This window comes from Streptomyces sp. NPDC004667 (assembly GCF_040609475.1).
In the GTDB taxonomy this organism is placed as follows: domain Bacteria; phylum Actinomycetota; class Actinomycetes; order Streptomycetales; family Streptomycetaceae; genus Streptomyces.
In genome coordinates this window covers 95,759-122,421 of record NZ_JBEXKC010000014.1, presented here as the reverse complement: position 1 = coordinate 122,421, position 26,663 = coordinate 95,759, and the positions used below count along the sequence as shown (strand labels likewise).

Here is a 26,663-nt window from a genome sequence, read left to right as displayed (position 1 = left end):
GTGCGTGCGGGCCGGGAAGCGGGGCCGGGGTACGGCACGGCCCCGCTTCCCGGGGAGAAGGGGGGAAGCGGGGCCGTGCCTGCGGGGTGCGGCCGCCGGCACGCGGGGGGTGCGGGAGCCGGCCGGGTACGTCAGGCGTTGACGCCGGTGTTGCCGAAGGCGGGGTTGAGCAGGCCGATCACGTTGACGCTGTTGCCGACCACGTTCACGGGGACGTGCACGGGGACCTGGAGCAGGTTCCCGGAGGCCACGCCGGGCGAGTTCAGGGCCTCGCCCTCCGCGGACGCACCGCCGTGCGCCGAGGAGACACCGGCGCCGGCGGCGACGAGGCCGCCCGCGATCATGGTGGCGGCTGCGGCCCTCTTGAAGTTCTTCACGTTCTCGTCCTCCAGTGCGTCTGCCGCGACCAGCCGTCGCGGCACGTGCTGGAGAACGGCGCCCCCGACCGTGGGGATACGCCATGTGGGCTACATACACCCGACCGTATGAATCTCCCTTGAAGGGATTGTCGTTCCGGTCAGTCCGCGAGGCCGTGTCTGACCGCCCACAGCGCCGCCTGCGTCCGGTCGGAGAGGTCCAGTTTCATCAGGATGTTCGACACGTGCGTCTTGACCGTCTTCTCGGAGAGGACGAGCGCCCTGGCGATCTCGCGGTTGGAGCGGCCGTCCGCGATCAGGCCGAGGACCTCCCGCTCGCGGTCGGTCAGCGCGCCCGGGCGGCCCGCCGCGGCGGGCCGGTCGTCCTGGGCGGCGAGCAGGGCCTCGGCCACCTCCGGCTGGAGCAGGACGTGGCCCGCGTGGACGGAGCGGATGGCTCCGGCGAGCGCGTCGGGGTCGATGTCCTTGTAGAGGTACCCGGCGGCGCCGGCCCGCAGGGCGGGGACCACGGTCCGCTGTTCCGTGAAGCTGGTGACGATCAGGACCCGTGCCGGGTTCGCGAGCCCGCGCAGTCTGCGCAGGGCCTCGATGCCGTCGGTGCCCGGCATCTTGACGTCCATCAGGATCACGTCGGGCCGCAGCTCCTCGGCGCGGGCGATGCCCTCCTCGCCGTCGGCGGCCTCGCCGACCACCTCGATGTCCTCCTGGACCTCCAGGAAGGTGCGCAGGCCGCGGCGGACCACCTGGTGGTCGTCGACCAGCAGGACGCGGACGCGGCGGGGGCCGGAGACCTCAGCCACCGGGTACCTCCATCTCGATCGTGGTGCCCCGACCGGGCTCCGAACGGACGTCGAGGCGGCCTCCGGCCCCGCTCGCGCGGTCCCGCATGGAGACCAGCCCGAGGTGGCGGCCCGCCTTGCGGACGGTGGGCGGGGAGAACCCCCGGCCCCAGTCGCGCACGCGCAGCAGGGCGCCGCCGGCGGGGGTGCGGGCGAGGGTGACCTCGACGCGGTCGGCGCCGGAGTGGCGCAGGGCGTTGTGGAGGGCCTCCTGGGCGACGCGCAGGAGCGCTTCCTCCTGGGACGCGGGCAGCGCCCGTACGCCGTCACAGGTGAAGGTGACGGCGGCGGTGTGGGCGCGGTCCAGGACACGGACGTGGTTGCGCAGGGTGGCGACGAGGCCGTCCTCGTCCAGGGCGGTGGGCCGCAGCTCGGTGACGGCGGCGCGCAGCTCGTCGGCGGCCTCCGCGGCCAGTGCGGCGACCTCCTGGAGTTCCCCCTTGGCGCGGGCGGGGTCGCGGTCGACGAGGGCGGCGGCGGCCTGGGCGGTCAGGCGCAGGGAGAACAGCTTCTGGCTGACGGCGTCGTGCAGCTCGTGGGCGAGGCGCGAGCGCTCCTCGGCGATGGTCAGCTCGCGGCTGCGCTCGTAGAGGCGGGCGTTGGTGAGGGCTATGGCGGCGTGCTGGGCGAGGAGGGAGAGGAGTTCCTCGTCCTCGTCGGTGAAGCCGCCGGAGCCGCTCCCGCCGCGTTTGTTCGCGAGGAAGAGGGCGCCGAGGGTCTCCTCCCCGTCCCGGATGGGCAGGCCGAGGAAGTCGGACATGTCGGGGTGGGCGGCGGGCCAGCCCCCGAAACGCGGGTCCTCGCGCACGTCGGCGAACCGCTCCGGCTCCTCCTGGTGAAGCATCGCAGCGAGGATGCCGTGCTGGCGGGGCAGCGGGCCGATGCGGCGCCACTGTTCCTCGCTGATGCCGTCCACGACGAACTGGGCGAAGCCGCCGTGGTCGTCCGGGACGCCCAGGGCCGCGTACTCGGCGTCCAGCAGTTCCCGGGCGGAGGCGACGATCGTCCGCAGGACGTCGTGGACCTCCAGGCGGCGGCTCATGGCGAGCAGCGCGCTGCTGACGGCCGCCAGTCCCGAGCGGGGTCCGTTGTGCATGGGGTCACCGTACCGGCGGCCCTGACCTGCGGGATCGGGCTTCGGGCGTAGGACCGGGGCCGGAGCCGGTCAGTCGGGGGTCGGGGGTGAGGGGGCCGCCCGTCCACCCGGAGGAGGAGGCTGCCGGGGTCCTTCCCGTCCTCAAGGCGGACCTCGGTCACACCATGCATTGCTGATGCAACTCTGGGTGAGGTCACCGTGTGGCCGGTGTGAGCCCGCGCATAGGACGCACATCACTTACGAAGCCGCCTAGTGGACACATAAAGACGCTGTCAGTGCTGGCGTGACGTGCACCGCGGGCCGCATCGGGGCTCCGGCCGACGGGGCTGATCCACTAAGCGGGATCGTACGTCACACCTTTGCCAGGCGATTTTGCCGCCGCTAAGAATGTCGACGTCGCCCAGCGCCGCCGGATCCCGGATCCTCGCGGCGTTGTCCTGCGGCCACCGCCCCTTGATTCCCACGGGGTGCCCCCGTCGAGAGGTTGCCCCGCCATGTCTGCTTCCAGCACTCCCGGTCACAGTCGTCTGACGAAGGCACACAAGCTCTCCCTCGCCGGTGTCGCCACGCTCGGCGCCGCCGCCGTCGCCTTCTCCCTCGTCCCGGCCGGTGCCGGTGACGGCGGCGTCCAGGCGCGGCCGGAGACGGTCGTATCCGTGGCCCCCGTGGCCTGGACCCAGTCGGTGAAGCAGAACCTCAACGCGCAGCACCTCGTCGCCGACCAGGCGGCCAAGGACGCGGCGAAGGCGAAGGCCGAGGCGCAGGCGAAGAAGGACCGCGAGCAGAAGGCGGCGGCGAGCCGTTCCGCGGCCCGCACCCCGATCTTCGCGAACAACCTGGACGGCTGGATCAAGGAAGCCCTCTTCATCATGAAGAAGGAGAACATCCCGGGTACCTACGCCGGTATCCACCGCAACATCATGCGCGAGTCGAGCGGCAACCCCCGCGCGATCAACAACTGGGACATCAACGCCCAGAACGGCATCCCGTCGAAGGGCCTGCTCCAGGTCATCCAGCCGACCTTCGCGGCGTACCACGTCAAGGGCACCAAGTTCGACCTGTACGACCCGGTGGCGAACATCGTCGCCGCGTGCAACTACGCCGCCGACCGCTACGGCTCGATGGACAACGTGAACAGCGCCTACTAGGCACCGCGTACCCCCACGCGCCTCAGGGCGGCCCCCGGACTTCCGGGTGCCGCCCTGAGGCGTTCGCGTACGGGGTGGGCCCCCGGCGGTCGCGTTACTTGCGCATGACCTCGGGCTCGTGGCGGCGCAGCAGTCGGGCCACCGCGAAGCCGCAGATCACGCCGAGCAGCAGCAGGACGAAGATGTCCACGAACCACTGGCCGGTGGTGTGGTCCCACAGCGGGTCGGTGTTGGTGGGGTTCTGCGGGTCCCACGGCGCCATGAGCTTGCCCAGGTTCAGGGTGGTGCCGGCGGCGCCGATGGCCCAGCGGGAGGGCATCAGGTAGGCGAACTGCTCCAGGCCGATCTTGTCGTACAGCTGGAACAGGATGCCGGTGAAGACGACCTGGACGATCGCGAACATGACGAGCAGCGGCATGGTCTTCTCGGCGGTCTTCACCAGCGAGGAGATCACGAGGCCGAACATCATGGCGGTGAAGCCGAGCGCGGTGACCGAGACGCAGAGCTCGACGGCCGGGTTCATGAACAGGCCCTCGGCCGGCAGCTTGCGCGGGGTGAAGGCGATGGCGCAGATGATCACGCCCTGGATGGCCGTGATCAGGCCGAGGACGATCACCTTCGACATGAGGTACGCCGACCGGGACAGGCCGGTCGCGCGCTCACGCTCGTAGATGACGCGTTCCTTGATCAGCTCACGGACCGAGTTGGCCGCGCCCGAGAAGCACATGCCGACCGCGAGGATCAGCATGATCGTGCCGGCGTCGCCGTTGAAGCGGCTCGGCGGGGTCGGCGGAGCCAGGCCGAACTTCGCGGGGATCACGATGGAGACGACGCCCAGGACGGCGGGCAGCAGCAGCATCAGGGCGAGGAAGCCCTTGTCGGAGGCGATCACCGAGACGTAGCGGCGCATCAGCGTCCACAGCTGCGATCCCCAGCCCTGCGGCTTCGGCGGGATCATCTGCTGCGGCGGCATGGCGACCTGCTGCGGGGCGACCGCGTCGAGGTCGGCGGCGTAGAGCTGGTAGTGCTGCGAGCCCTTCCAGCGGCCGGCCCAGTCGTAGTCGCGGTAGTTCTCGAAGGCGGAGAAGACGTCGGCCCAGGTGGTGTAGCCGAAGAAGTTCAGCGCCTCGTCCGGCGGGCCGAAGTAGGCGACGGATCCGCCCGGCGCCATGACCAGCAGCTTGTCGCAGAGCGACAGCTCGGCGACGGAGTGGGTGACGACGAGGACGGTGCGGCCGTCGTCGGCGAGGCCGCGCAGCAGCTGCATGACGTCGCGGTCCATGCCCGGGTCGAGGCCGGAGGTCGGCTCGTCCAGGAAGATCAGCGACGGCTTGGTGAGCAGCTCCAGGGCCACGGACACGCGCTTGCGCTGACCACCCGAGAGCGAGGTGATCTTCTTGTCCTTGTGGATGTCGAGCTTGAGCTCGCGCAGCACCTCGTCGATGCGGGCGGCGCGCTCGGACTCGGCGGTGTCGCCCGGGAAGCGGAGCTTGGCCGCGTACTTCAGGGCGGTGCTGACCTTCAGCTCCTTGTGCAGGATGTCGTCCTGCGGGACCAGGCCGATGCGCTGGCGGAGCTCCGCGAACTGCTTGTACAGGTTGCGGTTGTCGTAGAGGACGTCGCCCTCGTTGGCGGGCCGGTAGCCGGTCAGCGCCTTCAGCAGGGTCGACTTGCCCGAGCCGGAGGGGCCGATGACGCCGATCAGCGACTTCTCCGGGACGCCGAAGGTGACGTCCTTGAGGATCTGCTTGCCGCCGTCGACCGTGACCGTGAGGTGGCGGGCCGAGAAGGAGACGTCACCGGTGTCGACGAACTCTTCGAGGCGGTCGCCGACGATCCGGAAGGTGGAGTGGCCGACGCCGACGATGTCGTTGGGGCCGAGCAGGGTGCTGCCGGACTTGGGCAGCGGCTGACCGTTGACGTAGGTGCCGTTGTGGCTGCCGAGGTCGTGGATCTCGAAGCGTCCGCCGGTGGAGCGGAACTCCGCGTGGTGGCGGGAGACCTGGAGGTCGGAGACGACGAGCTCGTTCTCCAGGGCACGGCCGATGCGCATGACGTGGCCGACGGCGATCTGGTGGAACGTCGTCGGGCTGCGGTCCCCGCCGTGGGCGGCCGGGGCTGCGGACTGCGCCGGACCACCCTGCTGCTGCGGTACGTACGGCTGCTGGTGCTGCGGCTGCTGGTGGTGCTGCGGCGGCTGCTGGTGCTGCGGTTGGTGCTGCTGAGCCTGGTGCTGCTGCTGGTCCCAGGCCTGCTGCTGGACCGGAGCCTGGTAGGCCGGGGCCTGCTGCTGGGCGACCGGGGCCTGGTAGGCGGGCTGCTGCACCTGCTGCTGTGCGGCGGCAGCGGTCGGATTCAGCCGCGGCCCGTCGGTCGCGTTGCCGAGGTGGACCGGCGTGCCGGGCACCAGTTCGGTCTGCTGGACCCGCGCACCGTGCACGTAGGTGCCGTTGGTGCTGCCGTGGTCCTCGACGACCCAACCCCGGCCGTTCCAGGTGATGGTGGCGTGCCGCCACGACACCCGGGCGTCATCGATCACCACGTCTCCCTGGGGATCGCGCCCCAGCGAGTACGACCTGGACGGATCGAGCGTCCAGGTCCTTCCATTCAATTCCAGTACGAGTTCCGGCACTCCAGCCCCACTTAGTTCCCCCGAGAATCCCCCTGATGCCAGGGAGTCTAGGGATGGCGAACATCCGGGGGAACTATTTCAGGCCTGCGGCCACATGTGGAATCGGGGCCTTGCGAGGGCGTCCCCGTAGGCCCGTTGACGGGGTCGAAAGCCACCCGGAGAGTGAGATAGGGGACTTCTCGGCCCGGCTTCCGGACGGACGTCCCGCGGATTACCGCTCGGTAGCGATCGGGGGTCACCGGATGCGCCCCGCATTCGCCGAGGGGACGTAATGCGGTCCGGGGCCGCCGCCGGCCCCCGACGCGGCCCGGCCGGCCGCACCCGACGCCGACGCGCCGACGCGGTGGCCCGCGCCGCGGCCCGGGGCCGGCGGGCGCGGCCCGTACCGGGACCCCGGGGTCTCCTGGGACGTGACCGTCACCGGGCTCCCGCCCCGCCCCGCACACCGGCCCCACCCGCCGGACCGTCCGCGCTGGGGCCGCGGAGGCGGGGAGCCCCGGGGCCCTCGGGGCCGGCCTGTGGCGCTCGGCGCGGCGGGAAGCGGCCCGGCGCGTTCAGGAAGTGGGACGGGGGTCCGGTGCGGCGGGTGGGGAAGATACGGTGAGGGCACCATGAGCGCTTCGCAGACCTCCGACGTCCCCACCCTCCTCGTCAAGATCTTCGGCAAGGACCGTCCCGGGATCACCGCCGGGCTGTTCGACACCCTCGCCGCCTACTCCGTCGATGTCGTCGACATCGAGCAGGTCGTCACCCGCGGCCGCATCGTCCTGTGCGTTCTCGTCACCAAGCCCGCCGCCGGCTCCGAGGGCGAGCTGCGGGCCACCGTCCACAGCTGGGCCGAGTCGCTCAAGCTCCAGGCGGAGATCCTCTCCGGTACCGGTGACAACCGGCCGCGCGGCAGCGGCCGTTCCCACGTCACCGTCCTCGGGCACCCGCTCACCGCGGAGTCCACGGCCACCATCGCCGCCCGGATCACCGGGACCGGCGGCAACATCGACCGCATCTTCCGGCTCGCGAAGTATCCGGTGACGGCGGTCGAGTTCGCCGTCTCCGGTGCCGAGACCGAGCCGCTGCGCACCGCCCTCGCCACCACCGCCGCGCAGATCGGCGTCGACGTGGCCGTGGTGTCGGCGGGCCTGCACCGCCGGGCGCAGCGGCTGGTGGTGATGGACGTGGACTCGACCCTGATCCAGGACGAGGTCATCGAGCTCTTCGCCGCCCACGCGGGCTGCGAGGCCGAGGTCGCCGAGGTGACCGAGCGGGCCATGCGCGGGGAGCTGGACTTCGAGCAGTCCCTGCACGCCCGGGTGGCGCTGCTCGCGGGGCTGGACGCGTCGGTGGTGGACAAGGTCCGCTCCGAGGTGCGGCTGACCCCCGGGGCCCGCACCCTGATCCGGACCCTGAAGATGCTGGGCTACCAGGTGGGCGTGGTCTCGGGCGGCTTCACGCAGGTCACGGACGACCTGCGCGAGCGGCTGGGCCTCGACTTCGCCTCGGCGAACACCCTGGAGATCGTCGACGGGAAACTGACCGGCAAGGTCACCGGCGAGATCGTGGACCGGGCGGGCAAGGCCCGTCTGCTGCGCCGCTTCGCCGCCGAGGCGGGTGTGCCGCTGGCCCAGACGGTGGCCATCGGTGACGGCGCCAACGACCTGGACATGCTGAACGCCGCCGGGCTGGGCGTGGCCTTCAACGCCAAGCCGGTGGTCCGCGAGGCCGCCCACACCGCGGTGAACGTGCCGTTCCTGGACGCGGTGCTCTACCTGCTGGGCATCACCCGGGAGGAAGTGGAAGCGGCCGACCTGGCCTGATCCCCACCGGTTCCTTCACGCCGCCCGGCCGGGTCCTCCCGGCCGGGCTTCTCTCTTTCCACGGTGCGGTCCGCTCACGAAGGCTCGGGGGCGCTCGCGGACGCTCTCAGGAACGCTAGAAGGAATCGGGCCACCGTCGTCCGACCGGGAGCCGAGGCACCCCCTGCGACCTGCGACGCCGCAGGACCTCGGCCGTTCCTCCAGCCAACTTCCAGCCGGATCGCAAGAGTTCGACACCCCCCTGTGCGACAAATGCTCCGACTGCGCTGCTGCGGACGCGGCGGCGGCTCTCGGTCATTCTTGATCGTCAAGGGGAAGCATCGATGGCTCGAAGTGTGCTCGTCACCGGAGGCTCGGGGGGAATCGGCCGGGCCTGTGTGGAGAGGTTCGCGGCGGAAGAGGACTGGACGGTCTGGTTCACGTACCGCAACGGCCGGGAGCGGGCCGAGGAGCTGGTGCAGGAGCTGGCGCTCACCGGTCGCGCCAAGGTGGAGGCGTTCCCCTTCAGCCAGGGCGACTGGGAGGACCACGAGCAGCTGGTCGAGCGGCTGCCGGGCCCGGTGGACGTGCTGGTGAACAACGCGGCCGTCGGCTCCAAGACCATCGACCGGTACAGCGACGGGCCGCGGCGGGACAAGGCGTCGGCCTTCTTCCAGATCAACGCGGTGGGCCCGCTCTGGCTCAGCGAGCAGCTCCTGCCGGGCATGCTGGAGCGCGGCTACGGGAAGATCATCAACATCTCCAGCGTGGGCGGCGGGATCTTCCAGTTCCCCGGCTTCCACCCCGCCGACGGCATGAGCAAGGCGGCCCTCACCTACCTGACCCGGCACCTCGCGGCCGAGCTGGTGCACACCCCGGTGCAGGTCTTCGCCCTGTGCCCCGGGGCCGTGGAGACCACGATGTTCAAGGCCAGCACCCTGGACGGGCTTTCGCCCGAGGAGCGTTCCGGCCTCACCGCGCGGCTGCCGCGCGGCCGCATGATCGAAGCGCGGGAGATCGCCGAGCAGGTGTGGTGGCTGGCGGGCGAGCACGCGGCGGCCCTGCACGGCGCCGTCATCGACGCCTCGATGGGCCTCGGGGTCCATCCGGGCCTGCTCACCGGCGCCGACGTGGACAGCGGGAGGGCCTGATGGTCTCCCGCCAGGCCGCACGGCTGCTCGCCGACACCCCCGCCATCGCCGAGGCGCACTTCCTGGCCGAGGCCGAACCGTACGATCCGGACGTGCGCCCCGGCGGCTACCTCAACCTGGGCACCGCGGAGAACCGTCTCCTGTGGGACCTCCTCGACGGCCGGCTGGCCTCGCTGGAGCCGATGACCGAGTCCACCGCCCGCTACGCGCCCCTGCACGGCACCGACGTACTGCGCGAGCGCGTCGCGGCGCTGCTCTCCGCGACCTGCCGTACGCCGCTCGACGCCGAGGACCTGGTGGTGATCAGCGGCGCCACCGGGGCGCTGGACGCGATCGCGTCGGTGCTGTGCGACCCGGGCGAGGCGATCGTGGTGCCCGCCCCCTACTACGGGGCCTTCGACACCGATCTCGGGGGCCGTTCCGGCGCCCGGATCCTGCCCGCCCCGCTGGAGCCGGCCGACGGGTTCCGGCTGAGCGCGGAGGCCGTCGACCGGGCCCTGAAGCAGGCCTCCGCGGAGGGGACGACCGTACGCGCGGTCGCGCTCTCCTCCCCCTCCAACCCCCTCGGCGAGGTGCACCCGCCCGAGGTGCTCGCCGAGCTGCTGCGGGTGGCCGCCGAGCACGACGTGGACCTCGTCTCCGACGAGATCTACGCCCACGCCGTCTTCGGCCCGCACGCCTTCACCAGCGCCGCAGACCCCGCGGTCAATCCGCACTGGGCCGAACGCACCCACGTGGTCTGGGGCTTCGCGAAGGACTTCGGGCTGCCCGGACTGAAGACCGGTGTCCTGCACACCCGTGATCCCCGGGTGCGGGATGCGGCGCGGGCGATGGCCTACTTCGCGCCCGTCTCCACCGCCACCCAGCACACCCTCGCCGGCCTGCTGGCCGACCCGGCGTGGGTGGCCTCCTTCCTCGCGGCGGGCCGCCGCCGGCTGGGGTCCTCGTACGCGCACCTCGTCGCACACCTGGACGCGTACCGGATCCCGTACGTTCCCGCCGAGGCCGGGTTCTCCGTCTGGCTGGACCTGCGCCGATGGCTGCCCGGGGCCGGGTTCGAGGCCGAACAGCGGCTGTGGCGGGAGCTGTTCGAGACGGCGAGGGTCAGCATCCTGCCGGGCGGGGCGTTCCGCTCGCCCGAGCCGGGCTGGTTCCGGCTGTGCCACACCGTCGAGGCCCCCCTGGTCGCGGAGGCGGTCCGGCGGATCGCCGGCCACCTGGGCGGGGCCCTCGGGGAGGCCGCCCTCGCCGACCCCCTCTCCGCGTTCCCCTCCCCCTCCTCCCCCTCCTCCCCGAACGGAAGGCGCCCATGAGCACGGCCCCCGGTCCGCTCGACCGCTGGTACGAGACCGCCGGCGTGCGGGGCGGCGTACGCCGCGTGTTCCACGCCGAGGCGGAGCAGGGCAGGGTCTTCTTCCCGGACGCCCTGGTCCCGCACCTGGCCCACCCCGAGGTGAAGGCGCTGGCCCCGGAGCGGGTCCGCGAGATCTCCGTACGGCACCTGTACCAGTTCCTGCACTCGACGACGCACCTGGAGACCCGGGTGGTCAACGGGGCCGCCGAGCCCGTCGCCAACGGCAACTCCGGTCTGCACTTCCCGACCGCGCTGCGGATGGACGCCTTCAAGGTCTACTGCGACGAGGGCTACCACGCCCTCTACAGCCTGGACCTCGCCGATCAGGTGGCGGCCGTCACCGGGATCGCCGTGCCGGACGTCGACTACGGCGGGTTCGTCACGGCCCTCCAGGACAGCGGGCGGCGGCTGCTGCCGCAGGACCCGGTGCTGGCCGGGCAGTTGCAGGCGGTGGTGTTCGAGACCCTGATCACCGCCGTGCTCAACGAGGTGCCGCAGGACCCGACCGTGGTGAGCACGGTGCGCGAGCTGATGCGCGACCACGCCAAGGACGAGGGGCGCCACCACCGCTTCTTCTCGGCGTTCTTCCTGGAGCTGTGGGCCCGGCTCGACGGGCGCCGGCGCGTCCTGGCGGCCCGTGCCCTGCCGGCGATGATCCGTGCGGCGCTCGACTGGGACCTGGAGCCGGTACGGGTGTCGCTGCGCCTGGCCGGTCTGGACGAGGACCGCACCGAGGCGGTGCTCGCGGACAGCTACGGGGGTGGGGCGGGCCTGGACCGCATCCAGACGATCTCCCGTTCCACCCTGCGGCTGTGCGCCCAGGTCGACGCCTTCGACCTGCCCGGCGTGACGGACGCGTTCGCGGAGTTCGGACTGCGCGCACCGGAGGAGAGCGATGTCTGAGAACGTCACGTACGCGGACTACCTGCGGCTGCCGGAGCTGCTGACGCTCCAGGTGCCACTGGCCGACGGGGTGGACGACGAGCTGCTGTTCATCGCCGTCCACCAGGTGCAGGAGCTGTGGTTCGGACAGCTGCTGCGCGATCTGTCGGGGGCCCGCGACCGGATGCTGGAGGGTGATCCGCGGGCCGCGCGGGCCGGTCTGGTGCGGAGCACGGTGATCACTCGGGCGCTGATCGCGGGGATCCACCCGCTGCGCGGGATGCCGCCGCGGGAGTTCCACGCCTTCCGCGGGGTGCTCGGCGGCAGCAGCGGGGCGCAGTCGGCGCAGTACCTGGAGATAGCGGGGCTGTGCGGCGCGGAGTGGGTGCGCGGGGAGCACGGGGCGCGGGCCGTCGCCGGGCTGAGTCCGCGGGAACGGGAGCGGGCGCGCGGGCGGCTCGCGGAGCCGACCGTGTGGGAGGCGTTCGTGTCGTTGCTGGCCAAGGCCGGTTTCGCGGTGGGGACGGCGGCGGAGCGGCGGGAGGCGTTCGGGCGGCTCGCGGCGGCGCCCCGGGACGGTGACCCGGTGGAGTTCGCGGAGCTGTCGGAGCTGGTGGAGGCCCTGGTGGACCACGACGAGATCTGGACCGAGTGGCGGGCCTGCCACGCGCAGCTCGTGGAGCGGCAGATCGGCGGGCGGCCCGGGACCGGGGGCAGCAGCGGTGTGGCCCATCTGCGGGCGGCCGTCCACCGGCGCTTCTACCCGGAGCTGTGGGAGGCGCGGGACGCGGGCATCCCGCCGCTGCCCGCCCGGTGACCTTCCCGGACGTGCGGTGGGCCCGGGGCGTGGCGGCGCCGGGCCCTGGGGCTCAGGCTCTGGGGCTCAGTGCTCCTTGGGCGTCCAGTAGTCCAGCAGCGTGCCCACACCGTGCTCGACGGACTTCCACGATCCGGTGAAGGAGACGACGGCCAGCGCCGCGGTCGGGAAGCCCGTACGGGTCATCCGGTCGAGGGTGTCGCCCTCCGCGCGCCCGGAGAGGGCGTCGGCGAGGGCGTGCATGCCGGGGTTGTGGCCGATCACGAGGAGGTCGGCCACGTCCTCCGGGGTCTCGTTCAGCAGGGCGATGAGCTCGCCCAGCGAGGCGTCGTAGAGCCGCTCCTCGTAATGGGTCTTCGGCCGGTGCGGCAGTTCCTGGACGGCGAGCTTCCAGGTCTCCCGGGTACGGGCGGCGGTGGAGCAGAGGGCCAGGTCGAAGGTGATGCCGGTCTCGGCCAGCTTCAGTCCGACGGCCGGCGCGTCCTTTCGGCCGCGTTCCGCCAGCGGGCGGTCGTGGTCGGACACCTGGGGCCAGTCGGCCTTGGCGTGCCGGAGGAGGACGATCCTGCGGGGTGTGTCGGCGCTCATGGCTCCCAGCTTCGCACGAAACGCGCCACGGGGCGCAGGGTGTTGGGCGGCCTCCGCGAGGACGGGGGGCACGCCTCGGCGCGCGGGGGTCAGCCGACGGCGCGCAGCAGTTGCCGGCCGACCTGGAGCAGCCCGGAGGCGTCCGGGGTGGCGGCCTGGGCCTCGCCCGAGCCGGCGAGGAGGAGCAGCAGGAGTCCGAAGGCCAGCGCGGGCAGGGCGAGGGCCCACCAGTGCAGCCGGGTGCCCGCTCCCGCGTGCGCCGCGGGACGGCGGCGCCGGGCGGCGGGGAGGGACGGGATCTGCGTGGGGGCCGACATGGCCGCCTCCGGGGTGTGGGCTGGGACGGGCTCGCTGCTTCGAATCTACGGATCCGTGGCGGCGGTTCCCATCGGGGTCACACCCCATCCGACCCTGAGCCTGACCCCCTAGGGGATGGTGGGGACAACCCCACCATCGGGGTCCGGGGGCCGGGCCCGGGCGGGCTCTCAGGGGGAGGCGAGGCTGGCGATGACGGCGATGATCACGGTCACGAGCAGCATCGCGCCGAGCACGAGGCCGAGCTTCTTGTGACCGTTCTGGGGGTTCGGTTCGAGTACGGGCGACATGCCCGTCAGTCTCGCATGCCGCATTCGTCCTCGATCGTGCGGTCCCGTCCCGCGAGGACGCCGAGGACGAGCTGCGGGACGAGCAGTCCGGCCATCAGGGCGAGCGGCAGGTCCCAGCCGCCGCTGTGCTGGTAGAGGGTGCCGATGACCAGCGGGCCGGGGATGGAGATCAGGTATCCGGTGCTCTGGGCGAAGGCGGAGAGCTTGACGACCCCCGCGGGGGACTTGGCGCGCAGTCCGATCATGGTGATGACGAGCGGGAAGGCGCAGTTGGAGATGCCGAGCAGGAGGGCCCAGGCCCAGGCTCCGGCGGCGGGGGCGAGGTAGAGGCCGAGGTAGCCGGCGAAACCGAACAGGCTGAGGGTGACGGCGATGGGGCCCTGGTGGCGCATGCGTCCGGCGAGGCCGGGGATGACGAAGGCCAGCGGGACGCCCATGACCATGGTGACGGCGAGCAGCACGCCGGCGGTGGAGGCCGAGACGCCGGCGTCGCGGAAGATCTGCGGGAGCCAGCCCATGGTGACGTAGGCGCCGGTGGCCTGGAGGCCGAAGTAGCAGGCGAGCGCCCAGGCGGTGCGGCTGCGGACGACGGAGGGTCCCTTGTCCTCGCGCACGGCCGCTGCGGGGGCGGCCGCCTTCTCCCGGCGGCTCGCGGCGGCGATCGGCAGCCAGGGCAGGACGGCGACCGCGGCGAGGACGGCCCAGACGAGGAGTCCGGTGCGCCAGTTGCCGCCGAGGGCGGAGGTCAGGGGGACGGTCGCGGCGGCGGCGAGGGAGGTGCCGGCGGCCAGGGCCATGGAGTAGAGCCCGGTCATGGTGCCGACGCGGTCGGGGAACCAGCGCTTGACGATGACCGGGAGCAGCACGTTGGTGAGGGCTATGCCCGCCAGGGACAGGGCGCTGGCGGCGAGGAACGCGGCGGCGCTGTCCGCGAAGGGGCGGATCAGCAGGCCCGCGGCGACGGCCGCCATGCCGGCGCAGACGACGACGGCGGGGCCGAAGCGGCGGGAGAGGCGGGGCGCGGTGATGCCGAAGACCGCGAAGCACAGGGCGGGCACGGAGGTGATCAGTCCGGCGACGGCGCCGCTCATGTGGAGGCCGGTCCTGGCCTCCTCGAAGAGGGCGCCGAGGCTGGTGATGGCGGGCCGCAGGTTGAGGGCGGCCAGCACGATTCCGACGATGAGCACCGGGCCGAGCCACGTGGGGGCGACGTGCGCGGAGGCGGGGAGGGGCTCGTGCGCGGCGGTGCGCACGACCTCCGGGCGGTTCATGGTCTGGACTTCTTCGTCGGACATTGAACCATCATAGAATCATGGGATGATTGGTTGTCCAGTCGCCCCAGAGAGGACCTTGCCCACATGCCGCTGACCTCGCCCCGGCGATCCGCGCTCGTCGATCAGGTGATCGCCCAGCTCCGGAACCAGATCACCTCCGGTGAATGGCCGGTCGGGGGCCGGATCCCGACCGAGCCCGAGCTGGTGGAGCTGCTGGGCGTCGCCCGCAACACCGTGCGGGAGGCCGTCCGCGCGCTCGCGCACAACGGGCTGCTGGACATCCGTCAGGGTTCGGGCACCTACGTGATCGCCACCAGCGAGCTGGCCGGGGTGATGCACCGGCGTTTCGCCGGGGCCGACCCGCGGCACATCGCGGAGCTGCGTTCGACGCTGGAGTCCTCGGCGGCCCGGCTGGCGGCGGAGCGGCGGACCGACCGGGACCTGGTCCAGCTGGACGCGCTGCTGGCGCGGCGCGAGGAGGCGTGGGCGAGCGGGGAGGCGGAGCTGTTCGTGGCGGCGGACGTCGCCCTGCACATGGCGGTGGTGACGGCCTCGCACAACGACGTGCTGATCGAGCTGTACGCGGACCTGGGCGACCTGGTGGCGGACTGGCTGCGGACGGACGTCGGCACGGTGCTGGATCCGGCCGCCCACCTGGACCACGCCCGGCTGATCGAGGCGATCCGGCGCGGAGACGGGGACGCGGCGGCCTCGGAGGCGGCCGGCTACCCCTTCGTCTGCCTCGGCCGGGGCGGACGCTGAGCGCGACGGGCCGGGCCCGGGCCGCCCTCACGGGCGCTGGTGGCTCACCCAGGCCGTGCGGACCTCCTTCCAGCAGCGGCCGGTGAGCCGGACCCGGCCCGCCGGGTCCAGGGACACGGCGGCGCCGTCCCCGTCCAGGTCCCACCAGCGCTCGCACTCCACGTGGAGGCGGAGCAGGTCGGTCTCGGGGTAGCCGTTGTGGCAGTACGCGGTCACCTGCGAGCCGTCGATCTCGGTGTCGCAGTCGGCGCCGAAGAGCTCGGGGGTCGCGGCCGGCGCGGGCCGGACGGGGGGTTCGGCCGGGATGTCGGCGAGGTCCACGGCGGCCGGGGCGGCCGCTTCCGGCCCCGCTCCCGGCTCGGGGCCGCCGGGCTGCGCGGTGGCTCCGGGGATCAGGAGTCCGGTCAGGACAACGGAGGTGACCAGCAGCGATACCGCTCGGCTCGGCCTCGCGCGCACGCCCGTACCTCCTCCCCGAAGCAGCCGGGAAGATCCCGACGAGGTCAGTTTGCAGGCATCTGTCCCGGTTTTCGACTCGGGAAGATCCGGTCAGACGGCGAAAATCTGATCGAACGAATCCCCGCTCCCCGGTCCCGGACCGGGAAAACGGCGGTGGCCGTGCCCCCGGAGAGGGGGGCACGGCCACCGCCGTACGGATGCGGGTGCCGGTCAGGCGCCCATCGCGTGCAGGCCGCCGTCGACGTGGACGATCTCGCCCGTGGTCTTCGGGAACCAGTCCGACAGCAGGGCGACGACGCCCCGGCCCGTCGGCTCCGGGTCGCTCATGTCCCACGCCAGCATGGAACGCTGGTTCCAGGTGTCCGCCAGCTCGCCGAAGCCCGGGATGGACTTCGCGGCCATCGAGCCGATCGGGCCGGCCGAGACCAGGTTGCAGCGGATGTTCTCCTTGCCCAGGTCGCGGGCGAGGTAGCGGCTGGTGGCCTCCAGCGCGGCCTTGGCCGGGCCCATCCAGTCGTACTGCGGCCAGGCGAACTGCGCGTCGAAGGTGAGGCCGACGATGGCCGCGCCCTCCGCCGGGAACAGCGGCTTGCAGGCCATGGCCAGCGACTTCAGCGAGAACGCCGACACGTGCATGGCGGTGGCCACCGACTCGAACGGGGTGTTCAGGAAGTTGCCGCCGAGCGCGTCCTGCGGCGCGAAGCCGATGGAGTGCACGACGCCGTCGAGGCCGCCGAGCTCCTCGCGGACGAGGCCTTCGAGGCGGGCCAGGTGCTCGTCGTTGGTGACGTCGAGCTCGATGACCTTGACCGGCTTCGGCAGCTTCTTGGCGATCCGCTCGGTCAGCGAGGGGCGCGGCCACGCCGTGAGGATGACCTCGGCGCCCTGCTCCTGGGCCAGTCGGGCGGTGTGGAAGGCGATGGACGACTCCATCAGCACCCCGGTGATGAGGATGCGCTTGCCGTCGAGAATTCCGCTCATGGTGATCAGTGACCCATGCCCAATCCGCCGTCAACGGGAATGACGGCTCCGGTGATGTACGCGGCGTCATCGGACGCCAGGAAGCTCACGGCGGCCGCGATCTCCTCGGGCTGCGCGTAGCGGGCCAGCGGCACCTGCGACACGATGCCCGCACGCTGCTCGTCGGTGAGCACCTTCGTCATGTCGGTGTCCACGAAGCCCGGGGCCACGACGTTGAAGGTGATGTTGCGGCTGCCCAGCTCGCGGGCGAGGGAGCGGGCGAAGCCCACCAGCGCGGCCTTCGAGGCGGCGTAGTTGGCCTGACCCGCGGAACCCAGCAGGCCCACGACCGAGGAGATCAGGACCACACGGCCCTTCTTCGCCCGGAGCATGCCGCGGTTGGCGCGCTTGACCACGCGGAAGGTGCCCGTGAGGTTGGTGTCGACGACGGAGGCGAAGTCCTCCTCGGACATCCGCATCAGCAGCGTGTCCTTGGTGATGCCGGCGTTGGCCACCAGCACCTCCACGTTGCCGTGCTTGGCCTCGATCTCCTTGTAGGCCTGCTCCACCTGCTCGGAGTCGGTGATGTCGCAGCGCACCGACAGTACGCCGAGGTCGGTGAGCTCCTGCGGCGGCTCTCCCGAGCGGTACGTGATCGCGACCTTGTCGCCGGCCTGGGCGAAGGCTCGGGCGATGGCGAGGCCGATGCCCCGGTTACCTCCGGTGACGAGAACCGAGCGGCTCAACGGATCACCCTTTCGCTAGCTGTCTGAATACCAAAAACCTATAGGTCGGCTCCGGCATCCGGAGAATCGGGCTCCGACAGGGCCTCGCGACGGGGTATGTCGAGTCCCTACAGAAAGATGTAGGCACCAGAGCCCCGGGCGCGACATGATCGGGGCGACCTGCCCCGACCCCGGGAGGATTTCCGTGGCCCATTCCATCGACGCGGCCTTCACCGCGCTGCCCCTGCGGGCGCTCGCCGACGCGGCGCTCGCCCGGGCCCGCGCGCTGGGCGCCGACCATGCCGACTTCCGGCTGGAGCGGATCCGCAGCGCCTCCTGGCGCCTGCGCGACGCCAAGCCCTCCGGCGGCTCCGACACCACGGACCTCGGCTACGCGGTCCGGGTGGTGCACGGGGGCAGCTGGGGGTTCGCCTCCGGCGTGGACCTCACCATGGACGCCGCCGCCAAGGTGGCCTCCCAGGCCGTCGCCATGGCGAAGCTGTCCGCCCAGGTGATCAAGGCCGCCGGCTCCGACGAGCGCGTCGAACTCGCCGACGAGCCGGTGCACGCCGACAAGACCTGGATCTCCGCCTACGACGTGGACCCCTTCTCGGTGCCGGACGCCGAGAAGGCGGCCCTGCTCGCCGACTGGAGCACCCGGCTGCTGGCCGCCGACGGCGTCGCGCACGTGGACGCCTCGCTCCTCGCCGTGCACGAGAACAAGTTCTACGCCGACACCGCGGGCACCTCCACCACGCAGCAGCGCGTGCGGATCCACCCGCAGCTCACCGCCGTCGCCGTGAACGCCACCACCGGCGAGTTCGACTCCATGCGCACCATCGCCCCGCCCGCCGGGCGCGGATGGGAGTACCTGACGGGCACCGGCTGGGACTGGAACGCCGAGCTGGAGGAGATCCCCGCCCTGCTCGCCGAGAAGATGCGGGCCCCGAGCGTGGAGGCCGGGCGCTACGACCTGGTCGTGCACCCGTCCAACCTGTGGCTGACCATCCACGAGTCCATCGGCCACGCCACCGAGCTCGACCGGGCGCTGGGCTACGAGGCGGCGTACGCGGGGACCTCCTTCGCCACCTTCGACCAGCTGGGCAAGCTGAAGTACGGCTCCCCGATCATGAACGTGACGGGCGACCGCACCGCCGAGCACGGCCTGGCCACCATCGGCTACGACGACGAGGGCGTCGAGGCGCAGAGCTGGGACCTGGTCAAGGACGGCACCCTGACCGGGTACCAGACGGACCGGCGGATCGCGAGGCTCACGGGCCTCGGGCGCTCCAACGGCTGCGCCTACGCCGACTCCCCCGGGCACGTGCCCGTCCAGCGGATGGCGAACGTCTCGCTCCGGCCGGATCCGGGCGGTCTGTCCACCGAGGACCTGATCGGCGGGGTGGAGCGCGGGATCTACGTGGTCGGCGACCGTTCCTGGTCGATCGACATGCAGCGCTACAACTTCCAGTTCACCGGCCAGCGGTTCTTCCGCATCGAGAACGGCCGGCTCGCCGGGCAGCTGCGCGACGTCGCCTACCAGGCCACGACGACCGAGTTCTGGGGCTCGATGGAGAAGGTCGGCGGCCCGCAGACCTATGTACTGGGCGGCGCCTTCAACTGCGGCAAGGCCCAGCCGGGGCAGGTCGCGGCGGTCTCCCACGGCTGCCCGTCCGCCCTGTTCCGCGATGTGAACATCCTGAACACCACGCAGGAGGCCGGCCGATGACGATCCACGGTCACCACGCGATCCGCCGGGGGTCCGGGGGTCGTCCCCCGGGACAGCACAGTCTGAACACCACGCAGGAGGCCGGCCGATGAGCCGCACGAAGCCGCACGAGATCGTCGAGCGCGCCCTGGAGCTGTCCACGGCCGACGGCTGCGTCGTCATCGCCGACGAGGAGTCCAGCGCCAACCTGCGCTGGGCGGGCAACGCGCTCACCACCAACGGCGTCACCCGCGGCCGCACCCTGACGGTCATCGCCACCGTCGACGGCAAGGAGGGCACGGCCTCGGGGGTCGTCTCGCGCTCCGCCGTCACCGCCGCCGACCTGGAGCCGCTCGTACGCGCTGCCGAGGCGGCCGCCCGCGGGGCCGGTCCCGCCGAGGACGCCCAGCCGCTGGTGACCGGGACCCCGGCCTCGCCCGACTTCACCGACGCCCCCGCCGAGACCTCCTCGGCGGTGTTCGCGGACTTCGCCCCGGCCCTCGGTGAGGCCTTCGCCCGGGCCCGCGCGGGCGGGCGGGAGCTGTACGGGTTCGCGAACCACGAGCTGGTCACCACGTACGTCGGCACCTCCACGGGGCTGCGGCTGCGCCACGACCAGCCCAACGGGACGCTGGAGCTGAACGCGAAGTCCCCGGACCGCTCCCGCTCGGCCTGGGCCGGCCGCGCCACCCGGGACTTCAAGGACGTGGACCCGACCGTGCTGGACGCGGAGCTGGCCGTCCGCCTGGGCTGGGCGGAGCGCAAGGTCGAGCTGCCCGCCGGGCGGTACGAGACCCTGCTGCCGCCCACGGCCGTGGCGGACCTGCTGATCTACCAGATGTGGTCGGCGGCGGCCCGGGACGCGGTGGAGGGCCGTACGGTCTTCTCCAAGCCCGGCGGCGGCACCCGGATCGGCGAGGAGCTCTCACGGCTCCCGCTGACCCTGCGCAGCGACCCGCACGCGCCCGGCCTGGAGTCCGCGCCCTTCGTGATCGCGCACAGCTCCGGCGACGACGCCTCGGTGTTCGACAACGGCCTGCCGGTCCCGGCGACCGAGTGGATCAGCGGCGGCGAGCTGGCCCGGCTGACCACTACCCGGCACAGCGCGGACCTGACCGGCCTGCCGCTCTCCCCCTCCTTCGGGAACCTCATCCTGGACGGGGGCGGGGACAAGTCCCTGGAGGAGATGGTGGCGGGCACCGAGCGGGGCCTGCTGCTGACCTGCCTCTGGTACATCCGCGAGGTCGACCCGGCCACCCTGCTGCTCACCGGCCTGACCCGCGACGGCGTCTACCTGGTGGAGAACGGGCAGGTCACGGGCGAGGTCAACAACTTCCGGTTCAACGAGTCCCCGGTGGACCTGCTCTCGCGGGCCTCGGAGGCCGGCCGGACCGAGAAGACCCTGCCGCGCGAGTGGGGCGACTGGTTCACCCGGGCCGCGATGCCCGCGCTGCGCATCCCGGACTTCAACATGAGCTCGGTCAGCAAGGGCGTGTGACCCACCTAGACTGAGCACGGCATTTTCAGACATCGAAGGAGTCGAGAGACCGTGACGGACATCGTCGACGAACTGAAGTGGCGTGGGCTCTTCGCCCAGTCCACCGACGAAGAAGCGCTGCGCAAGGCGTTCGCGGACGGTCCCGTCACCTTCTATTGCGGCTTCGACCCGACCGCGGCCTCGCTGCACGTGGGGCACCTGGTGCAGGTGCTCACCGTGCGCCGGCTCCAGCAGGCCGGCCACCGGCCGCTGGCGCTGGTCGGCGGGGCCACCGGTCAGATCGGTGACCCGCGCCCGACCGCCGAGCGCACGCTGAACGACCCGGAGACCATCGCGAACTGGGTGAACCGGCTGCGCTCGCAGATCGAGCCGTTCCTGTCCTTCGAGGGCGAGAACGCGGCACTGATGGTGAACAACCTGGACTGGACGGCGGGCATGTCCGCCATCGAGTTCCTGCGGGACATCGGCAAGCACTTCCGCGTCAACAAGATGCTGACGAAGGACTCGGTCGCCAAGCGGCTGGAGTCCGACCAGGGCATCAGCTACACGGAGTTCAGCTACCAGCTGCTCCAGGGCATGGACTTCCTGGAGCTGTACCGCCGCTACGGCTGCACCCTCCAGCAGGGCGGCTCGGACCAGTGGGGCAACCTGACGGCCGGGCTCGACCTGATCCACCGGGTGGAGCCGCAGGCGCACGTCCACGCGATGGCGACCCCGCTGATGGTCAAGGCGGACGGCACCAAGTTCGGCAAGTCCGAGAGCGGGGCCGTCTGGCTGGACCCGGAGATGACCACCCCGTACGCGTTCTACCAGTTCTGGCTGAACGTGGACGACCGGGACATCTCGACCTACATGCGGATCCTGTCCTTCAAGTCCCGCGAGGAGCTGGAGGAGCTGGAGGCGCAGACCGCCGAGCGGCCGCAGGCGCGTGCCGCCCAGCGGGCGCTGGCCGAGGAGCTGACCACGCTGGTGCACGGCGCGGACCAGTGCGCCGCCGTGATCGCCGCGTCGAAGGCGCTGTTCGGCCAGGGCGAGCTCGCGGAGCTGGACGAGGCCACCCTGACCGCGGCCCTCTCCGAGCTGCCGCACGCCAAGGTCGCCGAGCCGGTGCAGGTCGTGGACCTGCTCGCGGAGACCGGGCTGGTCGCCAGCAAGTCCGCGGGCCGTCGGACCGTGAAGGAGGGCGGCGCCTACGTGAACAACGTGAAGGTCACCGCCGAGGACGCGGTCCCCGCCCCGGAGGACCTGCTGCACGGCCGCTGGCTCGTGCTGCGGCGCGGCAAGAAGAACCTGGCGGCGGTCGAGGTCACCGGCACCGAGGGCACCGGCACCGAGGCCGCGGGCGCCTGAGGCCGGCCGGCGGGCGGACGCGATGAGGGGCCGGTGCGGACAGGAATCGTCCGCATCGGCCCCTTCGTCATCGGCGGCGCTAGGCGGTCCCGCGTTTGCCGCCCCGCAGTGCCACGTAGGCCATATCGCCGAGCGCGACGATCAGCACCGCTCCGGCCAGCTGGAGCAGGTGCCGGGTCCAGTCGATGCCCGCCGTGTCCCCGACGCCGATCCACCCCGCGACGGCATTGCCGAGGAGGGCACCGAGGATGCCGAAGAGGGTGGTCAGCCACAGGGGCTGGTGCTGCTTGCCGGGCAGGATGGCCCGGGCTATGAGGCCCAGCACGAAACCGACGATGATCGCCCACAACCATTGCATGTCGAGCCTCCTCGCGGCGCGTTGTGCGCATGTGCGCCCAGTCTCGACCCGTGCGGCCCGGCACGCATGTCGGACGGCTCCATCGGAGGGACACCCCCTCTCCCCGGCTCGACGGGGGCGGCGTACGGTGGAAGGGTTGCGGGCCGGGGAGTGTCCGGCGGGTGGATCGGGTGGTGGAACGTGCAGCGGACGAAGCGGAACGGGGCCGAGGTCTTCCGGATCACCGGGGCCCGGATGGGCCTCGAAGAGGACGTGCGGGGACGGCAGCGCCGCTACGTGATCTCGATGGCGATCCGGACCCTGTCGGTGGTCGCCACCGTCCTCCTGTGGAACGTGGAACGCCATGTGGCGATCGTGACGCTCGCCGCGGGACTGCTGCTGCCCTACATCGCCGTGGTCATCGCCAACGCGGGGCGCGAGTCGACCCCCTCACTGCCCTCGCACTTCATGCCGGCCCCGGTGCGCCCCGCACTGGAGGCCGGAAACCTCAATAAAACCTCAGATCAATCATGAAGTTCCGGTGCACCCCACCCGGTCCTGCGTGACATACTGCCTACGCGCTCCGCATCCCCCGTCGGAGCGACGGACCGACGCCGGGCAGCTCCCCCCGTGGCTGCCCGGCGTCGCCCTTCCGTTTGTAGGGTTGAGGCCGTGAACTCCCCTGACTTCTTCTCCGGCTCCTCCGGCCCCGAAGCCGACGTCCCCACCTGCTCCGCCAAGGGCTGCCGTGACACGGCGGTCTGGGTCCTGGCGTGGAACAACCCGAAGCTGCACGCGCCGGAGCGGCGCAAGACGTGGCTGGCGTGCGAGGAGCACCGCGAACACCTCTCGCAGTTCCTGGGGGTGCGCGGTTTCCTCAAGGACGTCGTGAAGCTCGACGAGTGGGAACAGCCCGAGGGCTCGGAACGCCCCTGAGGACCCGCCGGGACCCGCTCGGAGCCGCCTGGAGGCGGGCTCCGGCGGACCGGGCGGTCACGGTGGCGGGCTCAGCCGCCGATCGCCGACATGGGGCGGTCGGGCTGGAGGAAGGACGGGTCGTCGAGGCCGGAGCCGGCCTTCTTCCCCCACATCGCCACCTGCCACAGGCGGGCGATCTCCTCGTCCGCGGCGCCCGAGCGCAGGGCGGCGCGCAGGTCCGACTCCTCGGTGGCGAACAGGCACGTGCGGACCTGGCCGTCGGCCGTGAGCCGGGTGCGGTCGCAGGCCCCGCAGAAGGGGCGGGTGACGGAGGCGATGACCCCGACGGTGGCCGGGCCGCCGTCGACCACCCAGCGCTCGGCGGGTGCGGAGCCGCGTTCGTCGGCGCCTTCCTCGGTGAGCGTGAAACGCGTGCGCAGGGACTCCAGGATGTCCCCGGCGGTGATCATGCCGTCGCGCTTCCAGCCGTGCTGGGCGTCCAGGGGCATCTGCTCGATGAAGCGGAGCTCGTATTCGTTCTCCACGGCCCAGGCCAGCAGGTCGGGGGCCTCGTCCTCGTTGAGCCCCGGCATCAGGACGGCGTTGACCTTGACCGGGGTCAGACCCGCCTCGCGGGCGGCCGCCATGCCGTCGATGACGTCGTGGTGGCGGTCACGGCGGGTGAGGGTCTTGAAGACCTCGGGGCGCAGGGTGTCCAGGGAAACGTTCACTCTGTCCAGGCCGGCGGCCTTGAGCGCCTGCGCGGTGCGCTTGAGACCGATGCCGTTGGTGGTCAGGGACATCCGGGGGCGGGGCTCCAGGGCCGCGCACCGCTCGACGATCCCGACCAGCCCGGGGCGCAGCAGGGGCTCGCCGCCGGTGAAGCGGACCTCGGTGATCCCGAGGTGGGTGACGGCGATGCGGACCAGCCGGACGATCTCCTCGTCGCTCAGCAGATCGGACTTCCCGAGCCACTGGAGGCCTTCTTCGGGCATGCAGTACGTACAGCGCAGGTTGCACCGGTCGGTGAGTGAGACGCGCAGGTCAGTGGCCACGCGGCCGTAGGTGTCGAGAAGCACTGATGGCCCCCTCCCCTGTCCGGATCGGTAGAGCTTGGCGCAGTCGCAGGTGGGCGGAAGCGCTGCTTTCGAGCCTACGCGACGGTTGTTACCGGGAGGGAGGCCCAAAGGAACGAGACGTGGCGTGGCCGCGTCGTACGGAACTACGACGCGGCCACGCTGGGTGTTCGTCGGATCTCAGTGAGCCCCTGTTCCGGTGAGGGAGCGGACCTCCAGTTCGGCGAACTTGCGGGGGTCCGCCTCCTCCTTGGACAGTACGGTCCCCAGCCAGCCGAGGAGGAAGCCGAGGGGGATGGAGATGATCCCGGGGTTCTCCAGGGGGAACCAGTAGAAGTCGGCGTCCTTGAACATCGAGGTGGGCTTGCCGGAGACGACCGGCGAGAACAGCACCAGGCCGACCGCCGAGATCAGGCCGCCGTAGATGGACCACAGCGCGCCCTGGGTGGTGAAGCGCTTCCAGAAGAGGCTGTAGAGGATGGTCGGGAGGTTGGCGGAGGCGGCGACCGCGAAGGCGAGCGCGACCAGGCCGGCGACGTTCATGTCGCGGGCGAGGGCTCCGAGGGCGATGGCGACGGCGCCGATGACCACGGTGGACCAGCGGGCGGCGCGCATCTCCTCCTTCTCGGTGGCCCGGCCCTTGCGGATGACGTTGACGTAGATGTCGTGCGCGAAGGACGAGGACGAGGCCAGGGTGAGGCCGGCGACCACCGCGAGGATGGTGGCGAAGGCGACGGCGGAGATGACCGCGAGCAGGACCGCGCCGCCGGTGGATCCGGCGCCGCCGCCGATCTCCTGGGCGAGCAGCGGGGCGGCGGTGTTGCCGGCCTTGTTGGAGGCCAGGATGTCGGCCCGCTTGAGGAGGGCTGCGGCGCCGAAGCCGAGGGCGATGGTCATCAGGTAGAAGGCGCCGATGATGCCGATGGCCCAGTTCACGGACTTGCGGGCGGCCTTGGCCGTGGGGACGGTGTAGAAGCGGATCAGGATGTGCGGCAGGCCGGCGGTGCCGAGGACCAGGGCCAGGCCCAGCGAGATGAAGTCGAGCTTGGTGAGCCCGTCCTTGCCGTACTTGAGGCCGGGTTCCAGGAACTTCGATCCCTGGCCGCTGTTCTCGGCGGCCTGGCCGAGCAGGGCGGAGATGTTGAAGTCGAACTTCAGCAGCACCAGGAAGGTGATCAGCAGGGCGCCCGCGATGAGCAGGACCGCCTTGACCATCTGGACCCAGGTGGTCCCCTTCATGCCGCCGACGGTCACGTAGACGATCATCAGCAGGCCGACCAGGGCGACCACGGCGACCTTGCCGCCGTCGCTGGTGATGCCCAGGAGCAACGAGACGAGGACGCCCGCGCCGGCCATCTGGGCGAGCAGGTAGAAGATCGAGACCACGATGGTGGAGGTGCCGGCGGCGGTGCGGACGGGCCGCTGGCGCATCCGGTACGCGAGGACGTCGCCCATCGTGTAGCGGCCGGAGTTGCGCAGCGGCTCGGCGACCAGGAGCAGGGCCACCAGCCAGGCGACGAGGAAGCCGATGGAGTAGAGGAAGCCGTCGTAGCCGAAGAGGGCGATGGCTCCGGCGATGCCCAGGAAGGACGCGGCGGACATGTAGTCGCCGGAGATGGCCAGGCCGTTCTGGAAGCCGGTGAACTGGCGGCCGCCCGCGTAGAAGTCGGCGGCGTCCTTGGTCTGGCGGCCGGCCCAGACGGTGATGACGAGGGTCGCGACGACGAACAGGCCGAAGAGGGTGATGATCAGCGGACGGTGCTCGCTCGCGCCCGCGGCGAGGGTCAGGTGCGGGGCCAGCTCCGGGGCCGGCTGCGGGAGGGTGCTCATGCCCCGGCCTCCATCTCCTGCTTGATGGCGCGGGCCTTGGGGTCGAGCTTCGCGGCGGCGTGCCGCGAGTAGAGCCAGGCGATCAGGAAGGTCGTCGCGAACTGGGCGAGGCCGAGGACGAGGGCGACGTTGATGTTGCCGAAGAGCTTGGTCCCCATGAAGCCGCCCGCGTAGTTGGACAGCAGCACGTAGAGCAGGTACCAGGCGATGAAGGCCACGGTCAGCGGGAAGGCGAAGGACCGGTAGGAGCTGCGCAGTTCGGCGAATTCGGGGCTCTGCTGGACGCGCGTGAACTCTTCTGCCGAGGGGTGGGCCGGGGCCGGTCCCGCGCCGCCGTGGGGCGGCGCTGCTTCGGTGGTCACGGGGGGTTCTCCTTGTGACGCGGGTGCGGTGGGGACGACGGACAAAACAACCTCCGTGTGGGGGGACGGTGGTGCTGATCCCCCCTGTCAACGGCACGGCCGGCGTGTCGCGACGGTTCAACACC

The 26,663-nt window shown here is 71.7% G+C and carries 27 protein-coding genes; 12 read left to right on the top strand and 15 right to left on the bottom strand.

All coding sequences use genetic code 11. The features are described 5' to 3' along the window. Positions 1–131 precede the first annotated feature (131 nt). From ABZW32_RS11120 to ABZW32_RS11110, 3 genes are all read right to left on the bottom strand, one after another. Positions 132–377, bottom strand: coding sequence for a chaplin (locus ABZW32_RS11120; protein WP_356214166.1), 246 nt, complete (start codon positions 375–377; stop codon positions 132–134). Positions 378–517: 140 nt separating this feature from the next. Next, on the bottom strand, positions 518–1,177 hold the full coding sequence (locus ABZW32_RS11115) for a response regulator transcription factor (RefSeq protein ID WP_356214133.1): 660 nt from the start codon (positions 1,175–1,177) through the stop codon (positions 518–520). Next, positions 1,170–2,312, bottom strand: coding sequence for a GAF domain-containing sensor histidine kinase (locus ABZW32_RS11110; RefSeq protein WP_356214131.1), 1,143 nt, complete (start codon positions 2,310–2,312; stop codon positions 1,170–1,172). The genes ABZW32_RS11115 and ABZW32_RS11110 overlap by 8 nt, the downstream gene beginning before the upstream one ends. Positions 2,313–2,806: 494 nt before the next feature. Between ABZW32_RS11110 and ABZW32_RS11105 the strand changes: the two genes are divergently transcribed. Next, positions 2,807–3,460 (top strand): transglycosylase SLT domain-containing protein, encoded by a 654-nt coding sequence (locus ABZW32_RS11105; protein ID WP_356214129.1) that lies wholly within the window; start codon positions 2,807–2,809, stop codon positions 3,458–3,460. Between the two features lie 94 nt (positions 3,461–3,554). Here the strand turns inward: ABZW32_RS11105 and ABZW32_RS11100 are convergent, their stop codons facing one another. After that, on the bottom strand, positions 3,555–6,092 hold the full coding sequence (locus tag ABZW32_RS11100; RefSeq protein ID WP_356214127.1) for an FHA domain-containing protein: 2,538 nt from the start codon (positions 6,090–6,092) through the stop codon (positions 3,555–3,557). Between the two features lie 611 nt (positions 6,093–6,703). On the opposite strand from ABZW32_RS11100, the gene serB reads away from it, so the two are divergent. The 5 genes from serB to ABZW32_RS11075 all read left to right on the top strand — a co-directional run bounded on the left by serB (position 6,704) and on the right by ABZW32_RS11075 (position 12,086). Further along, positions 6,704–7,903, top strand: a complete 1,200-nt coding sequence (serB, locus tag ABZW32_RS11095) for a phosphoserine phosphatase SerB (protein ID WP_356214125.1) — start codon at positions 6,704–6,706, stop codon at positions 7,901–7,903. Positions 7,904–8,226: 323 nt separating this feature from the next. Continuing rightward, on the top strand, positions 8,227–9,033 hold the full coding sequence (locus ABZW32_RS11090; protein ID WP_356214123.1) for an SDR family oxidoreductase: 807 nt from the start codon (positions 8,227–8,229) through the stop codon (positions 9,031–9,033). Further along, on the top strand, positions 9,033–10,346 hold the full coding sequence (locus tag ABZW32_RS11085; RefSeq protein ID WP_356214121.1) for an aminotransferase class I/II-fold pyridoxal phosphate-dependent enzyme: 1,314 nt from the start codon (positions 9,033–9,035) through the stop codon (positions 10,344–10,346). The genes ABZW32_RS11090 and ABZW32_RS11085 overlap by 1 nt, the downstream gene beginning before the upstream one ends. Next, positions 10,343–11,290, top strand: coding sequence for a diiron oxygenase (locus tag ABZW32_RS11080; RefSeq protein WP_356214119.1), 948 nt, complete (start codon positions 10,343–10,345; stop codon positions 11,288–11,290). The genes ABZW32_RS11085 and ABZW32_RS11080 overlap by 4 nt, the downstream gene beginning before the upstream one ends. Beyond that, on the top strand, positions 11,283–12,086 hold the full coding sequence (locus ABZW32_RS11075) for a tryptophan 2,3-dioxygenase family protein (protein ID WP_356214117.1): 804 nt from the start codon (positions 11,283–11,285) through the stop codon (positions 12,084–12,086). The genes ABZW32_RS11080 and ABZW32_RS11075 overlap by 8 nt, the downstream gene beginning before the upstream one ends. A gap of 66 nt (positions 12,087–12,152) precedes the next feature. Here ABZW32_RS11075 and ABZW32_RS11070 read toward each other — a convergent pair whose 3' ends face one another. The 4 genes from ABZW32_RS11070 to ABZW32_RS11055 all read right to left on the bottom strand — a co-directional run bounded on the left by ABZW32_RS11070 (position 12,153) and on the right by ABZW32_RS11055 (position 14,574). Beyond that, entirely contained in the window at positions 12,153–12,674 is a 522-nt protein-coding gene (locus tag ABZW32_RS11070) for a histidine phosphatase family protein (protein WP_356214115.1), read from the bottom strand. Between the two features lie 89 nt (positions 12,675–12,763). Then, positions 12,764–12,991, bottom strand: a complete 228-nt coding sequence (locus tag ABZW32_RS11065) for a hypothetical protein (RefSeq protein WP_356214113.1) — start codon at positions 12,989–12,991, stop codon at positions 12,764–12,766. Between the two features lie 168 nt (positions 12,992–13,159). After that, on the bottom strand, positions 13,160–13,279 hold the full coding sequence (locus tag ABZW32_RS11060) for an SGM_5486 family transporter-associated protein (protein WP_254719129.1): 120 nt from the start codon (positions 13,277–13,279) through the stop codon (positions 13,160–13,162). A 5-nt stretch (positions 13,280–13,284) separates the two neighbouring features. Continuing rightward, entirely contained in the window at positions 13,285–14,574 is a 1,290-nt protein-coding gene (locus ABZW32_RS11055; RefSeq protein WP_356214111.1) for an MFS transporter, read from the bottom strand. A 63-nt stretch (positions 14,575–14,637) separates the two neighbouring features. Between ABZW32_RS11055 and ABZW32_RS11050 the strand changes: the two genes are divergently transcribed. Then, positions 14,638–15,315 (top strand): FadR/GntR family transcriptional regulator, encoded by a 678-nt coding sequence (locus ABZW32_RS11050; RefSeq protein ID WP_356214109.1) that lies wholly within the window; start codon positions 14,638–14,640, stop codon positions 15,313–15,315. A gap of 27 nt (positions 15,316–15,342) precedes the next feature. Here the strand turns inward: ABZW32_RS11050 and ABZW32_RS11045 are convergent, their stop codons facing one another. The 3 genes from ABZW32_RS11045 to fabG form a co-directional block, all read right to left on the bottom strand. Next, entirely contained in the window at positions 15,343–15,636 is a 294-nt protein-coding gene (locus ABZW32_RS11045) for a hypothetical protein (protein ID WP_356214164.1), read from the bottom strand. A gap of 348 nt (positions 15,637–15,984) precedes the next feature. Continuing rightward, positions 15,985–16,755: an enoyl-ACP reductase FabI gene (fabI, locus tag ABZW32_RS11040; RefSeq protein ID WP_030233506.1), complete on the bottom strand. Its 771-nt coding sequence runs from the start codon at positions 16,753–16,755 to the stop codon at positions 15,985–15,987. A gap of 5 nt (positions 16,756–16,760) precedes the next feature. Next, positions 16,761–17,480 (bottom strand): 3-oxoacyl-[acyl-carrier-protein] reductase, encoded by a 720-nt coding sequence (gene fabG / locus ABZW32_RS11035; protein ID WP_030233503.1) that lies wholly within the window; start codon positions 17,478–17,480, stop codon positions 16,761–16,763. Between the two features lie 184 nt (positions 17,481–17,664). Here fabG and ABZW32_RS11030 point away from each other — a divergent pair, with 184 nt between their 5' ends. From ABZW32_RS11030 to tyrS, 3 genes are all read left to right on the top strand, one after another. Then, positions 17,665–19,188: a TldD/PmbA family protein gene (locus ABZW32_RS11030; protein ID WP_356214106.1), complete on the top strand. Its 1,524-nt coding sequence runs from the start codon at positions 17,665–17,667 to the stop codon at positions 19,186–19,188. An 88-nt stretch (positions 19,189–19,276) separates the two neighbouring features. Then, positions 19,277–20,665, top strand: a complete 1,389-nt coding sequence (locus ABZW32_RS11025) for a metallopeptidase TldD-related protein (RefSeq protein ID WP_356214104.1) — start codon at positions 19,277–19,279, stop codon at positions 20,663–20,665. Between the two features lie 51 nt (positions 20,666–20,716). Beyond that, positions 20,717–22,015, top strand: coding sequence for a tyrosine--tRNA ligase (tyrS, locus tag ABZW32_RS11020; RefSeq protein ID WP_356214102.1), 1,299 nt, complete (start codon positions 20,717–20,719; stop codon positions 22,013–22,015). Positions 22,016–22,094: 79 nt separating this feature from the next. Here the strand turns inward: tyrS and ABZW32_RS11015 are convergent, their stop codons facing one another. After that, complete coding sequence (locus ABZW32_RS11015; protein ID WP_356214100.1) at positions 22,095–22,373, bottom strand: GlsB/YeaQ/YmgE family stress response membrane protein; 279 nt, start codon at positions 22,371–22,373, stop codon at positions 22,095–22,097. 180 nt (positions 22,374–22,553) lie between these two features. Between ABZW32_RS11015 and ABZW32_RS11010 the strand changes: the two genes are divergently transcribed. Together ABZW32_RS11010 and ABZW32_RS11005 are read left to right on the top strand one after the other, a co-directional pair. Then, positions 22,554–22,886 (top strand): DUF3099 domain-containing protein, encoded by a 333-nt coding sequence (locus tag ABZW32_RS11010; protein WP_356214098.1) that lies wholly within the window; start codon positions 22,554–22,556, stop codon positions 22,884–22,886. A gap of 138 nt (positions 22,887–23,024) precedes the next feature. Next, positions 23,025–23,288 carry a hypothetical protein gene (locus tag ABZW32_RS11005; protein WP_356214096.1) on the top strand — a complete coding sequence of 88 codons (264 nt, stop codon included), beginning with the start codon at positions 23,025–23,027 and terminating at the stop codon, positions 23,286–23,288. Between the two features lie 71 nt (positions 23,289–23,359). On the opposite strand, the gene moaA is transcribed toward ABZW32_RS11005, so the two are convergent. From moaA to ABZW32_RS10990, 3 genes are all read right to left on the bottom strand, one after another. Beyond that, positions 23,360–24,349 (bottom strand): GTP 3',8-cyclase MoaA, encoded by a 990-nt coding sequence (moaA, locus tag ABZW32_RS11000; protein ID WP_356214094.1) that lies wholly within the window; start codon positions 24,347–24,349, stop codon positions 23,360–23,362. Between the two features lie 177 nt (positions 24,350–24,526). Further along, positions 24,527–26,176: a cation acetate symporter gene (locus ABZW32_RS10995; protein WP_356214092.1), complete on the bottom strand. Its 1,650-nt coding sequence runs from the start codon at positions 26,174–26,176 to the stop codon at positions 24,527–24,529. Further along, positions 26,173–26,538: a DUF485 domain-containing protein gene (locus tag ABZW32_RS10990; RefSeq protein ID WP_030233482.1), complete on the bottom strand. Its 366-nt coding sequence runs from the start codon at positions 26,536–26,538 to the stop codon at positions 26,173–26,175. The genes ABZW32_RS10995 and ABZW32_RS10990 overlap by 4 nt, the downstream gene beginning before the upstream one ends. Between the last annotated feature and the right edge of the window lie 125 nt (positions 26,539–26,663).